Origin of the sequence: Bacteroides sp. MSK.18.37 (genome assembly GCF_019129155.2) — a bacterium.
In the GTDB taxonomy this organism is placed as follows: domain Bacteria; phylum Bacteroidota; class Bacteroidia; order Bacteroidales; family Bacteroidaceae; genus Bacteroides; species Bacteroides ovatus.
Genome location: NZ_JAHOIB020000001.1, coordinates 2,235,372 through 2,249,809, shown reverse-complemented (window position 1 = coordinate 2,249,809; position 14,438 = coordinate 2,235,372). Strand labels below are relative to the sequence as shown.

The window sequence follows — 14,438 nt, the reverse complement described above, 5'->3', positions numbered from 1 at the left end:
AGTAAGTCAGGTTTTTAGTATTCGTTGAAATATTGCTGAATCTGTTTCCAGTCTGTAGTTTTTGTTAGTGCAAGCATTAACAAAACACGAGATTTCTGCGGGTTCAGTTCCTGCGAAGCCACAAACTGATATTTGGCGTCGTCCACCTCTGCATCCAGTGTGGTGGGTCCGGTCGGGACACGGGAAGAACGAACGACAAGAATACCTTTTTGGCGGGCATCCGTCAGTACCGGGAAGATGTTCTGGTGAATATTTCCGTTTCCTACTCCTGCGTGGATGATGCCTTTGTACCCGTTGCTAAGCATCGGAGTTACCATATCGGCCTCAATGTTGGAATAGCTGTACACGATACCCACTTTAGGAAGCGCGTTCAGATGAGTGACATCAAAAACGGACTGGGTAGTATGTTTTTTTAGCGTTACTTGGTTGTAGAACACTTTTCCGTTCAGTACATAACCCAGTGCGCCGGAGTTGGGAGCCTGGAAAGTTTGTACATCGACCGTATTCATTTTAACCGTGCTCTGCGCTCCGAGGATCAGGCCGTTCATGGCAACCAATACCCCTTTGTCTTTCGATTCTTTTGCGGCTGCGGTAACAACGGCATTGTAAAGGTTCAACGGGCCGTCGGCACTTAGAGCGGTAGACGGACGCATGGCGCCTACTAATACCACCGGTTTGTCACTCTTGACAGTCAGATTCAGGAAGTAAGCAGTTTCCTCCATGGTGTCTGTTCCGTGAGTAATCACGATGCCGTCAATGTCCGGGCGTTTCAGTAGTTCATTGATTTTCTTGGCAAGCGTCAACCAAACCTGGTCGTTCATGTCCTGCGAACCGATTTTGACAATCTGTTCTCCGGTTACGTTGGCGATGTCTTTAATTTCAGGCACAGCGTCGAGCAGTGCACCGATGGCAACTTGTCCTGCCGTATAACTGGTTCCGGTAGCCGAGCTTCCCGTACCCGCGATGGTTCCTCCCGTAGCAAGAATATGAATATTCGGTTTTGCGGCGAATGCCATAGTTACGGAAAACAGTAGTGTGACTACTACCAGTCCAAAGCTTTTGAATTGTTTCATAACTGAATGATGTTTAGGTTAATAATATGAATCTATTAGAATATTTGTATAAAAAGCAAACCTAGTGCAATAGCCACAACGGTCGATACCAGACCGGGCATCATGAACGAATGATTCAACACATATTTGCCGATTTTTGTTGTCCCGGTACGGTCGAAATTAATTGCAGCCACCACGGTAGGATAATTCGGAATAAAGAAATATCCGTTCACGGCCGGGAATAAAGCGATCAGCATATAAGGAGAAATCCCCAACGCAATGCCCAGAGGGACGAGTGCCCGTACAGTGGCAGCCTGGCTATATAGCAGGATAGACATCACAAACAGGGCGACACCGAACAACCACGGCATTTGTTGCACAATTCCCTGGATAGAGAGAGTCAACTGTCCCATATTTCCCTGAAGAAAGGTATCTCCCATCCAGGCAATACCGAAGATGGCAATCACCGCCTGCATACCTGCCGGAAATACAGAACCTTGCGTTGCCTTGATCCCGTCCGTCTTCGTTACTAACAGGATAATTGCGGCAGCCGACAACATCACGATTTCGATGATAGAAGACATTCCCAAGGTGACAATTTCCCCATCAATCAGGAAACTGGGGCGCATTCCTTCAAAAGAACCGAAAAGCACGATAAAAGCAGTTGCCAATATAAAGATGATAACGGAAATCATTGCCGAACGTTTGTTCTTGACATTTTTAATCTCCACCTTTTTATTGTTGAATAAACCTTCTTTCAATCTCTTCTGATATTCGGGATCTTCCACCAGTTCCTTACCGATTCTCATGGAAAACAAGGCGCCTACCAACACTCCGATGATGGTGGCGGGAATCGTAATTTTGAGAATGTCGAACAGGGTAATGTCGAATCCGGCTAAAAGTCCGAGAAGTGCCACGGTAGCGGCAGAGATCGGACTTGCTGTAATGGCCTGCTGGGAAGCGATGACGGCAATACCCAACGGACGTTCCGGACGGATTTTTGTTTCGGTGGCAACCTCTGCAATCACCGGCAGTACGGAATAAGCCACGTGTCCGGTTCCGGCTACAAAAGTAAAGAGGTAAGTCACCAGCGGACTAAGCAGAGTGACGTGTGAAGGATTTTTACGAAGCAAATGTTCTGCCAGTTTCACCATATAGTCCAAACCTCCGGCTGCCTGCATACAGGAAGCGGCAGAGATTACGGCGGCAATCATTAACATAACGTCGATGGGAGGCGCAGTGGGTTGTAAACCAAAAACGAACGTGAGTATTGCCAACCCTACGCCTCCCATTACGCCAAGTCCGATACCTCCCAGGCGTGCGCCAATAATAATGGCTGTCAGAACAAATGCTAATTGTAATATCATAGATTGCTGTTTTAAGTTCAAAAACAAAGATAAGTGATTCTTCTCTTTGTATTTTCTTTTTCTTCTATTTACAACAAAAAAGTCTTTGAATAGTTTTTGCATATTTATTAAAACAATAACATCGCTGGTTGGTTATTATAAGAACTAACGAAAACGTTATTACTATAAAACAACCGATATGGAACAAAATTTATCAAAAAAAACTCGTACAGAGAGTGACCTGATAGGTAGTCGTGAAGTGCCGGAAAGTGCACTCTATGGAGTACAGACACTCCGTGGCATTGAAAACTTTCGCATCAGCAAGTTTCATTTGAATGAATATCCTTTATTCATTCAGGCATTGGCCATTACGAAGATGGGAGCCACCATTGCCAACCGTGAACTGGACTTATTAACTGAAGAACAAGCGGATGCTATCTTGAGAGCCTGTAAAGAAATACTCGAAGGAAAGCATCACGAGCAGTTCCCCGTAGATATGATTCAGGGAGGAGCCGGTACGACCACTAACATGAATGCCAATGAAGTGATTGCCAACCGGGCATTGGAACTGATGGGGCATCAGCGGGGAGAATATCAATTCTGTTCGCCTAACGATCACGTCAACCGTTCACAATCTACCAACGATGCTTATCCTACAGCCATTCACATTGGACTGTATTATACTCATTTGAAATTGGTTAAGCATTTGGAGGTTCTGATCGAGTCTTTCCGGAAGAAAGCGAATGAGTTTGCACATGTCATCAAAATGGGGCGTACCCAATTGGAAGATGCCGTACCGATGACTCTTGGGCAAACCTTTAATGGCTTTGCAAGTATTTTGTCACATGAAATAAAGAACCTTGATTTTGCTGCACAGGATTTTCTGGCAGTCAATATGGGAGCAACAGCCATCGGAACAGGAATCACCGCCGAACCGGAATATGCGGAGAAGTGCATTGCCGCTTTGCGCAAGATTACGGGATTGGATATCAAACTGGCAGACGATTTGGTGGGAGCTACTTCGGACACTTCCTGCATGGTAGGTTATTCGGGAGTGATGAGGCGTATTGCTGTTAAAATGAATAAGATATGTAACGACTTGCGGTTGCTGGCTTCCGGTCCGCGTTGTGGATTGGGAGAAATCAATCTGCCGGCAATGCAGCCGGGCTCATCCATCATGCCCGGAAAAGTGAATCCGGTGATTCCTGAAGTGATGAACCAGGTGGCCTACAAGGTAATAGGAAATGACCTTTGTGTGGCCATGAGCGGTGAAGCAGCTCAAATGGAACTGAATGCAATGGAGCCGGTGATGGCACAATGCTGTTTCGAGTCCGCCGATTTACTGATGAATGGTTTTGACACTTTGCGCACCTTATGCATCGACGGCATTACGGCTAATGAAGAAAAATGCCGGAGAGATGTGCATAACAGCATTGGAGTAGTGACAGCCCTGAATCCGGTGATCGGATATAAGAACTCTACCAAAATAGCCAAAGAAGCATTGGAAACCGGGAAGGGAGTTTATGAACTTGTTTTGGAACATAACATTCTTTCCAAAGAAGACTTGGATACTATCTTAAAACCTGAAAATATGATAAAACCGGTGAAGTTGGACATTCACCCGAATCGTTGATTGATATATAGTAAGTGGAGATTGGTTTAAGATGAGAAATCGCCGGGCAGATCATTGATCTGTTCCGGCGATTTTTGATGATGTACTGCTTTTATTCGATATGGAAATAATTGCTAATCTTTTAGAATATTATATTGTCTCGTCCGGATTTAGGTTGACTGTTTTGACTTCTTAATCCTATTAATAAGTAACCTGATTTTTGGTTAACGGCAGTTTCAATTTGTTTCATACGCTTGAAACTCTTTGTTTATAGGTTTGAAACACTTTGTTTCAAAGCTTGAAACTATTGGTTTCACACCGAGAAACTTTTAGTTTCACTATATGAAACTAAAATTCGTACTATTGGACTGGAACTTTCGTATGGAGAAACCTGTTGCATGGTGAGGGTAAAAAGTTACCCTCACCATGCCCTTACCTTTACTCCCACACCTGTAATGCCGATGAATAAAGGGATTGAACCAATGGGCGAGAGTGTGAGAGTAAAAACTGCTATAACTTTTATTTGTGAGAGATATTTCAGTAATCAAGAATGAGAAGTAGAGTCGTCTTTTGTCAGATTCATTTTAATACATAACTTCCAGTATTTATTTCCATATTTCGACTGCGTTTCAAAAAAAACATATATCTTTGCCGTACGCTTTCAGCCCATCAGCGTGATGGAACAGGCAGGAAGCGGTTTTTATTTCCTATATGGAGTAAAAGCGTATTATCTCTCGATTTCAGAAATAGCTAATTCAAACAGAGGGAGATGATACGGTAGATACTCCACGTGAACGGTGTATATCAACATATTCGTAAGAGATGTGTTATATATAAACGATTGACGTGGGTGTCTGCTGTCATCATTGTTCTCTGGAGGGTGTAGCTAGCCTTGAAATCGGATAATGGTACAGCAGCATCTGCGTCTTTCTTGTATTCGGCCAGTAATAAATTGCCCCAATTTTAACCTAGCCAATCGGCGGACTGCAAAAAGCGTGGATGCCCGTTGTACTAATATACATGAATAAAATATTATTCATCCCTTATTTGTATCACACATGAAAAAACAAACGCTATGGCACAATGGATTAGTATAGAAGAGGCAGCTGCAAAGTACGGATTCGAGACAGAATATATCTGGGTCTTGATAGAGATGCGAGAAATCACTGTGGACTACGAAAGGCCGGGCATCGACATCATCAGTGATGACAGTGTTCAGGAGTTTATGAGTCGAAATGAAAGAGGGGCTACTTTGATGTATATCGAAAAACTGGAACGATATTGCATAGATAAATCAAAACTTTGTTCAATATACCTATCACTTTTAGGCAAACAAGACAAAGAAATCACAAGATATAAAGCAGCCGGAATCCTTTATGATACCTTACAAATCAAATGGTTGAAACAATGTGACCGATTGCGGAAGTTGGAAAAAGAACTCGTCTTGGGGCAGACTACTTGCTGTACCTGTTGGCTGAAAAGAATCTGTATGAAAATCAGGAAGTAAAATCGGATTATCTTTTTTCTACTCGTAGTATGTTACTGAATAACCGGGACCGGGAACATCAACAACCGGTGAAGCTACTGTATGGATCGTTGCAATTATACAAAAAATTGCAGGTACTATTATTTTTTTTGTAACTTCATAAAATATTTCTTCATCTCGATTGTCTATAAGAGTAGAGGGCTCTTTTAACTAATAAGAATGATGAATTAAAAAAATGAAGTATAATGGCAACAAAAAGTTTTAATAGAAGATTTCATGGAAGATGTGGCGGTAAGTTTTCTTTTTTCAGAAATCCATTTGTGTTTGTAATTCTTTGGCTGGTTGTAGCTGCGGGAATAGGAGCAATAGTCATGTTATTGTGGAATTGGCTGATGCCCGTGATTTTTGGTCTGCCTGCACTTAGTCTGTGGCAGGCATTGGGCTTGCTCGTCCTGATGCGTATTCTTTTCGGAAGTTTCGGTTTTGGCCGTAGAGGAGGGAGGCCCGGAGGAGGGATGCCTGGAATGCCCGGAAGAGGAATGAATCCGGTTCGTGAGAAATGGATGAAGATGACTCCGGAACAACGCAAGGAGTTTATTAATAAAAGGAAGAAAATGGGATTCGGTCCCTGGGGTAGAGACGACTTCTTTAACAGGGGTGACTTCGGGATGGATAAAGACTTCGAGATGGATGAAAATGTAGACTCTTCGAAAAAAGATGAATAAGCAAAAAGGGCACGAAGGCGATGTGGAGCGGCTGATCGAAGAACATCAGCCGCAACTGAAAGCCTTTATCCACCGGAGGGTTTCCAGTAAGGAAGATGCGGAAGATATTCTACAGGATGTATTTTATCAGTTGGTAAAAGCGGTCAGCAACACTTTGAATCCGATTGAGCAGGTGACGTCGTGGCTTTACAGAGTGACACGAAACACGATTATCAATAAGGGAAAAAAGAAAAGTGAAGAAGAATGGCCTGTTTCTGCCTACGCAGAGGAAGAAAGCGTCTTGAGTGAATTTTCGGAAGTGTTGTTTGCCAATGATGATCTGGCTCCTTCGCCTGAAACGGAATATATGCGTTCGCTGGTATGGCAGGAGTTGGAAGCAGCTCTTGGTGAATTGCCTGCCGAACAGCGGACGGTTTTCGAACTGATGGAGCTGGAAGGACTTTCTGTAAAAGAGGTAGCCGAAGCGACCGGTGCTTCTGCAAATACGGTGCTTTCGCGCAAACATTATGCCGTCAAGCATTTGCGCAAACGATTGGAAGGACTGTATAACGATATTCTTACTTACTGATGATTTCTATTAACTAATTACTTTCTCTTTCCTATCTGCCGTCCGGCGGATAGTTTGGAAAACTCCTGTCTATGCAAATAGTTATATCAATCTCCCTTGCGGGATATTGGTAAGGGGGATTCTATGCCCTACCGGGTACTTACTAATCACTTACATAAACGAAAAGAAAAAATGAAAACAAATTATATTTTACTGTTTGCGCTGATGTTGATGGTGTCTTTAAAATCTTCTGCACAGATATTTAGCGGTCGGGTTATTGGTGAAAATCAGCTTCCTGTGGAGTATGCCACGGTTGCACTATTGTCCGTGCCGGATTCTGCGCTTGTGGGCGGAGCTGTGACGGATAGCAAAGGTGTGTTTAAAATAACGGCACAGGATGCCGGGCCTTATTTGTTGTCTGTGTCTTTTGTGGGCTATAAGAAGTTCGTTCAGAGGGTTGCGTCTTCTGTGGAGGAAAATATCACGCTGATTCCTGATGATTTGATGTTGGATGAGGTGGTGATTACGCAGCGTCTTCCCCAGTTCCGGTTGGATAATGGAGGATTGACTACGAAAGTGGAGAATACAATATTAAGTAAGGCAGGTACTGCCATGAACGTAGTCGGGCTTTTGCCGGGAGTGCTGAAGAAGCAGGATGGCACGTTGGAGGTGTTGGGAAAAGGCGTTCCGCTTATCTATATCAATAACAGGAAAGTCCGCAACTTGGACGAACTCGACCGTTTGAACTCTGAAAATATCAAGCAGGTTGAACTGATAACCAATCCCGGAGCGGAATATGGAGCATCGGTAGGAGCTGTCCTGAAATTGAAAACAACCGGGAATAAAAACGATGGCTTTGGAGTGGGAGTGCGCTCGGTAGTGGATTATGCGCATAAGGTAGGAAACAACGATCAGATCAATATGGAATATCACCGGAAGGGACTGGATGTGTTCGGAGCTTTCCAATATCGTTTGGAGCATCTCAAGGAAACGGGAGAATCGGTACAAGATACGTATGTGGATGCTTCGTGGCAGCAGAAAGCTCAAACAACGGATTTAGGAAGAAATATCAGTTATTTCAGTCAGATAGGATTTAATTATGAAATAAATGAAAAACACTCTCTGGGCGCTACTTATGAATTGACTTCTGCCCCACGCAATAAAATGAACAATGACAACCGGACGGAGGTCTATGACGGGCAAGCATTATACGATGTGTGGAATACGTATACCTTTGCGATTGAGAAAGAATATCCCAGCCATCATTCCAATGTATATTATCATGGAGAGGTGAACAGTCTGGAAATGGATTTGAATGTAGATGTATTGGCTGGCAAGAATAAGGAAGAGGAGCATATTAGCGAATTGAGCCGCAATTATGATGATTTCTACATAACGACTCTTAGCAGAACCGATAATAAGTTGTATGCCGGAAAGTTAGTTTTATCTTATCCGCTGGCAGGTGGAAGAATTTCCGGAGGCAGTGAATATAGTTATACGCATCGCACCAGCGACTTTTCGGGGTTCGGTGATGAAATAGAGGGAACCAGTGATAAAATCAGAGAGAAGAATCTGGCTTTTTTTCTTGATTGTGTTTATCGTTTGGGTGGTGTAAATGCTTCGGCAGGACTTCGTTATGAAGATGTGTATTATGATTTCTATGAAAACAGTCTTTATCAGTCGGATGAGAGCAAACACTATCGCAACCTGTTTCCATCCTTGTCACTGGAAGGGGCGATGGGGCAGGTGCAGTGGGCATTGGGGTATCATATTCAGGTTGCCCGCCCTCATTATGAACAGTTGAAAAATGCCATTCATTACGGGAACCGGTTTACCTATCTGGGAGGAGCTCCTAATTTGCAACCTACCTATATTCATGCGGCAGAGATGCGGGCTATCTATCGGGATCTGCAACTCTCCGTCGGCTACAATCGGTATAATGATGATATCCTGTTTTCTATCGAACAGATCACTTCCGATCCGAAAATCTCTCTTATTAAGTTTCGCAATGTCGACCATCGGGATGAAATGACTGCTTCTCTGGTCTTTGCTCCAAGTATCGGATGCTGGAAACCGGAGTGGACGGCTTCCCTCAACTCTCAATGGTTCAAAATCGGTTATTTGAATGAAATGAAGAATATGAGCGGAACGACATTCGGGATCCGGTGGAATAATTCATTTCAATTGCCTGCCGGATATATATTTCGCTTGAATGGTGAATATACAGGCAAGGGAGTGTATCAGAACTGTTATACAAGGCCCGTTAGTTGCTTGAGCACAAGTATCTATAAATCGTTTTTCAACGGACGTGTGGACTGCTTGCTGGAGGGGAACGACTTGTTTCATTCGATGAGGGATGCTAATACTCAATATGACGACCGGGTTAAAATGTTCCGGGAGACAAAGCGGAATACGCAGGAAGTGAAACTGACTGTTCACTATAAGTTTAATTTGCAGAAAAGTAAATATAAAGGTACGGGAGCAGGATTGGGTGAACAACAACGACTTTGAGCGAACAAAAAACCAATAATTTGTGTTTATTTAATCTAAATATATATCTTTGTCCCGAATTATAAACACGTAAATTTATGAAAAAGATTTTTGGTGCTTTAATGATTGCTATATGTATAGCTATGGCAATGCCTGCTCAGGCGCAGATACACTTTGGTGTAAAGGGAGGTTTGAACTTGTCAAAGGCGAGTTTCTCTAATGTGAGCGAAAACTTTAAAAAGGATAATTTCACAGGTTTCTTTATCGGTCCGATGGCCGAGTTTAATATTCCAATCGTAGGGTTGGGAGTAGATGCATCTTTGCTTTTTGCTCAACGGGGTATCAAAGTTTCAGAAGGGAATGATGATATTACTGTTAAACAAAACGGTATTGATATTCCTGTAAACCTGAAATATACCATTGGCTTGGGAAGTCTGGCTGGTATTTATCTGGCTGCAGGTCCTGACTTTTATTTCGATTTTGAAAAGAAATCGGGAATTGATAAGAAGAAAGCTGAAGTAGGTATCAATGTGGGTGCCGGTTTGAAGTTGCTGAACCATTTGCAGGTGGGTGCTAATTACAATATCCCATTGGGTAATACTGCTGATATTGAAGGAACAAATGCTTCTTATAAGACTAAGACTTGGCAAGTATCTGTGGCCTATATTTTTTAAGTAGTCTATCACTTTACATAGTATATGAAAAAGAGTTTCCGATAACCGGAAACTCTTTTTTGTTTGGGATTGTCCTGTTGCGCTCTTGAATATATTTCTTCCAATTCTCGTATGAAGTAGAGTTTTCTTTTTAAGTGTTCTCTCTCCCTTCTTTTAAATCCCCATTTTTTTATTGTATTTTTGTAGCTGCAATGAAAAAGTATGTAGATGTCATATTACCGCTTCCGCTTCCGAAGAGTTTTACTTACTCTTTGCCGGATGAATGTGCGGAAGATGTGAAGATAGGCTGCCGTGTGGTAGTTCCTTTCGGGCGGAAGAAGTTTTATACGGCTATCGTCCTTAACGTTCATTATTGTGCTCCAACGGAGTACGAAGTGAAAGATATATCTGCATTGCTGGATGCTTCTCCCATTCTGTTACCCGCTCAATTCAAATTTTGGGAGTGGATAGCTGATTATTATCTCTGTACACAAGGCGATGTCTATAAAGCGGCACTTCCCTCCGGCCTGAAACTGGAGAGTGAAACGATCGTTGAATATAATCCTGATTTTGAAGCGGATGCGCCATTGCCGGAACGTGAGCAACGTATTTTGGATTTACTTGCCGTAGATTCGCAACAGTGCGTCACTAAACTGGAGAAGGACAGTGGTATCAAAAATATTCTTACGGTCATCAAGTCTTTGCTCGATAAAGAAGCGATTTTCGTAAAGGAGGAGTTGAGGCGTACTTATAAACCTAAAACAGAGGCACGGGTTCGGCTTGCGGGTACAGCGGATGAAAAGCGGCTTCATATCCTGTTTGATATTCTGTCTCGTGCTCCGAAGCAGTTGGCATTACTCATGAAGTATGTGGAGTGTTCCGGTGTTTTAGGAGCGGGAACTCCGAAAGAAGTCTCCAAGAAAGAACTGTTGCAGCGGACTAATGTGGCCCCTTCTGTATTGAATGGATTGGTAGATAAGAAGATTTTTGAAATCTACTACCATGAAATCGGCCGGTTGGATAAGCAGGAGAAGGAGATTGTCGAATTAAATCCTTTGAATGAGTTTCAACAGCGTGCATTTGATGAAGTCGTACAGTCTTTTCAAGAGAAAAATGTCTGTCTGCTTCATGGGGTAACGTCCAGTGGTAAGACTGAAATTTATATCCATCTGATAGAAGAAGCGATTCGTCAGGGAAAGCAGGTGTTATATTTGTTGCCGGAAATTGCATTGACCACTCAAATCACGGAGCGTTTGCAACGGGTCTTCGGTGCTCGTCTGGGTATCTATCATTCTAAGTTCCCCGATGCTGAACGGGTTGAAATATGGCGGAAGCAACTGGGAGAGAACGGGTATGATATTATTCTGGGTGTTCGTTCTTCTATTTTCCTGCCTTTCCGAAATCTGGGATTGGTGATTGTGGACGAAGAGCACGAAAATACGTATAAGCAACAAGATCCCGCTCCCCGCTATCATGCGCGTAGCGCGGCTATTGTACTGGCCGCCATGTACGGAGCTAAAACCCTGTTGGGTACGGCCACTCCCTCTATCGAGTCATGGCAGAATGCAAGAGAGGGAAAATATGGTTTCGTACAACTGAAAGAACGATATAAAGAAATCCAGTTGCCGGAGATTATTCCGGTGGATATCAAGGAACTGCATCGCAAAAAGCGGATGGTCGGACAATTCTCGCCACTTCTGATACAATATATGAAAGAGGCTTTGGAACAGAAAGAACAAGTGATTCTCTTTCAGAACCGTCGTGGGTTTGCTCCGATGGTGGAGTGTCGTACCTGCGGCTGGGTGCCTAAGTGTAAGAATTGCGACGTAAGCCTTACCTATCATAAAGGAATCAATCAATTAACCTGTCACTACTGCGGTTATACGTATCAACTGCCGAAATCCTGTCCTGCCTGCGAGGGAACAGAACTGGTGAACCGTGGTTTCGGTACGGAAAAGATTGAAGACGACATCAAAATCCTTTTCCCGGAAGCTGCCGTTGCCCGGATGGATTTGGATACTACACGTACCCGTTCCGCCTATGAGAAGATTATTGCAGACTTTGAGCAGGGAAAGACGGACATATTGATCGGTACCCAAATGGTATCAAAAGGGTTGGATTTCGATCATGTCAGTATAGTAGGTATATTGAATGCCGATACCATGTTGAATTATCCCGATTTCCGTTCCTATGAGCGTGCTTTTCAGTTGATGGCACAAGTAGCAGGACGTGCCGGGCGTAAGAATAAACGCGGACGGGTGGTATTGCAAACCAAGAGCATCGATCATCCTATCATTCATCAGGTCATTGCCAATGATTATGAAGATATGGTAGGCGGACAATTGGTGGAACGTCAGATGTTCCATTATCCTCCCTATTACCGGCTGGTATATGTTTATCTGAAAAATCATAATGAAGCGTTGCTGGATCAGATGGCGGCAGTGATGGCGGATAAGTTGCGGGCTGTATTTGGCAATCGGGTATTAGGTCCGGATAAACCTCCTGTTGCCCGTATCCAGACTTTGTTTATCAAGAAGATCGTTGTCAAGATTGAGCAGAATGCCCCAATGGGACGTGCACGGGAATTGTTGCTACGTATTCAGCGCGAGATGTTGGCGGACGAACGCTATAAATCTTTGATTGTCTATTATGATGTAGATCCTATGTGATTTAATAATTTTCCCCCATATAATAACCTTTAATCATTTAATTAACTAACCATGAAACGACTTACTATTTTTTCTCTGACTTGTCTCTTTAGCGTGGGTGCAGTTTTAGCCCAGCAGGGAGTAACTCAATGTGGTGTTCCGACAGGACAACCGAAGTTCCCTTTACTGACTTATCAGGAGTTGCCTGATCCTACTGCACCTTCTGATAAAGAGTGGGTAGCGGTGACTTCCACCCAAGTTTCTTGGGGTACAACAGATGTACGGTATGCAAAACATCAACTCCCGCAGTTGAAGAAACAACAGACTGTTTCCCTGAAAGGCTGGCGTGGCGAACGTGTGAACGCGCAAGCTGTTGTGTGGACAGGCGTAGAACTGAAAGACCTGAATTTCAGCTTTGGTGATTTTAAAGACAAAAAGGGAAATGTTCTTCCCAAAGATGCATTTACAGGTGGTTTTGTCCGTTATGTGATGACGGATGAATTGAATAAGGATGGGAGAGGTGCCTGTGGACATCGGAAGTCTATAGATTATGATTCATTATTGGTGGCCGATCCTATTGATACCAACCTGAAAACGATGGCTTTGCCCGCTCGTACTGTTCAACCGGTTTGGGTGCAGTGTTGGATTCCTCAATCGGCTACTCCCGGAACTTATCAAGGGGAGTTATTAATTAATGATGGCTCGCGTTTATTGCAACGCCTGAATCTCGAAATTACCGTTTCTTCCCGTGAACTTCCTCAACCTTCGGAATGGGCTTATCACTTGGATTTATGGCAAAGTCCTTATGCAGTGGCACGTTATTATCAGGTTCCTTTATGGAGTCAGGAGCATTTTGACGCCATGCGTCCTTTAATGAAAATGTTGGCAGATGCCGGACAGAAGATTATTACGGCTACTTTGACGCACAAGCCTTGGAATGGTCAGACAGAAGATTATTTTGATACAATGGTCACTTGGATAAAACGGGCAGATGGAACATGGGCTTTTGATTATACTATCTTCGACCGTTGGGTGGAATTTATGATGAGTGTAGGCATTGATAAACAGATTAATTGTTACTCAATGGTTCCATGGGAATTGTCATTCCAATACTACGATCAGGCAACCAACTCTCTGCAATTCGTGAAAACTGCACCGGGTGATGCGGCTTATGAAGAAATGTGGGGAGCGATGCTTGCCTCTTTCTCCAAGCATCTGAAAGAAAAAGGATGGTTTGATATTTGTGCTATTGCAATGGACGAACGTCCGATGGAAGTGATGCAGAAGACGTTGAAAGTGATTCGTAAAGCTGATCCGGATTTTAAAGTATCGTTGGCCGGGAACTATCATGAAGAGATTGAGCCCGATCTATATGATTATTGTATTGTTATCGGACAGAACTTCCCGGAAGAAGTGCGTCTGCGTCGTGTAGCCGAGAACAAGCGTACTAATTATTATACCTGCTGTACGGAAGCCCATCCCAACACGTTTACTTTCTCTGATCCTGCAGAAGCAGCCTGGATGAGTTATTATTCATCTAAGAAACATCTGGATGGTTATCTGCGTTGGGCATATAACAGCTGGCCATTGGAGCCGCTGCTTGATTCCCGTTTCCGCAGTTGGGCAGGCGGAGATACTTACCTTGTATATCCGGGTGCTCGTAGCTGTATTCGTTTCGAGCGTTTGATTGAAGGCATACAGGCGCATGAGAAGATCAATATCCTTCGTCAGGAATTTGAGAAAAAAGGAAATAAGGCCGGATTAAAGAAAATAGAAAAAATGCTTGCTCCGTTCAATTTGGGTAGTATGCCGGAAATCCCGGCCGCAATAACCGTGAACCGGGCCAATCAGATACTGAACTCATTTTGAGAAACAATCA

Annotated in this window: 10 protein-coding genes; 8 read left to right on the top strand and 2 right to left on the bottom strand. The window is 43.4% G+C overall.

Going from position 1 to position 14,438, the window contains the following annotated elements; translation table 11 throughout:
* Positions 1-14 precede the first annotated feature (14 nt).
* On the bottom strand, positions 15-1,073 hold the full coding sequence (gene ansB / locus KSX81_RS09570; protein WP_004296386.1) for an L-asparaginase 2: 1,059 nt from the start codon (positions 1,071-1,073) through the stop codon (positions 15-17).
* 35 nt (positions 1,074-1,108) lie between these two features.
* The gene (locus tag KSX81_RS09565) at positions 1,109-2,419 is read right to left on the bottom strand and encodes an anaerobic C4-dicarboxylate transporter family protein (RefSeq protein ID WP_004323663.1); all 1,311 of its coding nucleotides are present in this window, start codon (positions 2,417-2,419) and stop codon (positions 1,109-1,111) included.
* Between the two features lie 178 nt (positions 2,420-2,597).
* Here KSX81_RS09565 and aspA point away from each other — a divergent pair, with 178 nt between their 5' ends.
* The 8 genes from aspA (at position 2,598) to KSX81_RS09525 (ending at position 14,428) form a co-directional block, all read left to right on the top strand.
* Complete coding sequence (gene aspA, locus KSX81_RS09560; RefSeq protein ID WP_004296384.1) at positions 2,598-4,031, top strand: aspartate ammonia-lyase; 1,434 nt, start codon at positions 2,598-2,600, stop codon at positions 4,029-4,031.
* Positions 4,032-5,085: 1,054 nt separating this feature from the next.
* Positions 5,086-5,517 carry a hypothetical protein gene (locus KSX81_RS09555; RefSeq protein WP_004296383.1) on the top strand — a complete coding sequence of 144 codons (432 nt, stop codon included), beginning with the start codon at positions 5,086-5,088 and terminating at the stop codon, positions 5,515-5,517.
* 224 nt (positions 5,518-5,741) lie between these two features.
* Positions 5,742-6,221 (top strand): hypothetical protein, encoded by a 480-nt coding sequence (locus KSX81_RS09550; protein WP_004296382.1) that lies wholly within the window; start codon positions 5,742-5,744, stop codon positions 6,219-6,221.
* Positions 6,214-6,789: an RNA polymerase sigma factor gene (locus tag KSX81_RS09545; RefSeq protein WP_004296381.1), complete on the top strand. Its 576-nt coding sequence runs from the start codon at positions 6,214-6,216 to the stop codon at positions 6,787-6,789. Before KSX81_RS09550 ends, KSX81_RS09545 begins: the two co-directional genes overlap by 8 nt.
* A 171-nt stretch (positions 6,790-6,960) precedes the next feature.
* On the top strand, positions 6,961-9,279 hold the full coding sequence (locus KSX81_RS09540) for an outer membrane beta-barrel protein (RefSeq protein ID WP_008997815.1): 2,319 nt from the start codon (positions 6,961-6,963) through the stop codon (positions 9,277-9,279).
* Positions 9,280-9,356: 77 nt separating this feature from the next.
* Positions 9,357-9,932 carry a porin family protein gene (locus KSX81_RS09535; RefSeq protein ID WP_004296378.1) on the top strand — a complete coding sequence of 192 codons (576 nt, stop codon included), beginning with the start codon at positions 9,357-9,359 and terminating at the stop codon, positions 9,930-9,932.
* A 191-nt stretch (positions 9,933-10,123) separates the two neighbouring features.
* Positions 10,124-12,580 carry a primosomal protein N' gene (gene priA / locus KSX81_RS09530; RefSeq protein WP_004296377.1) on the top strand — a complete coding sequence of 819 codons (2,457 nt, stop codon included), beginning with the start codon at positions 10,124-10,126 and terminating at the stop codon, positions 12,578-12,580.
* A 51-nt stretch (positions 12,581-12,631) separates the two neighbouring features.
* Entirely contained in the window at positions 12,632-14,428 is a 1,797-nt protein-coding gene (locus KSX81_RS09525) for a DUF4091 domain-containing protein (RefSeq protein WP_004296376.1), read from the top strand.
* Positions 14,429-14,438: the final 10 nt, after the last annotated feature.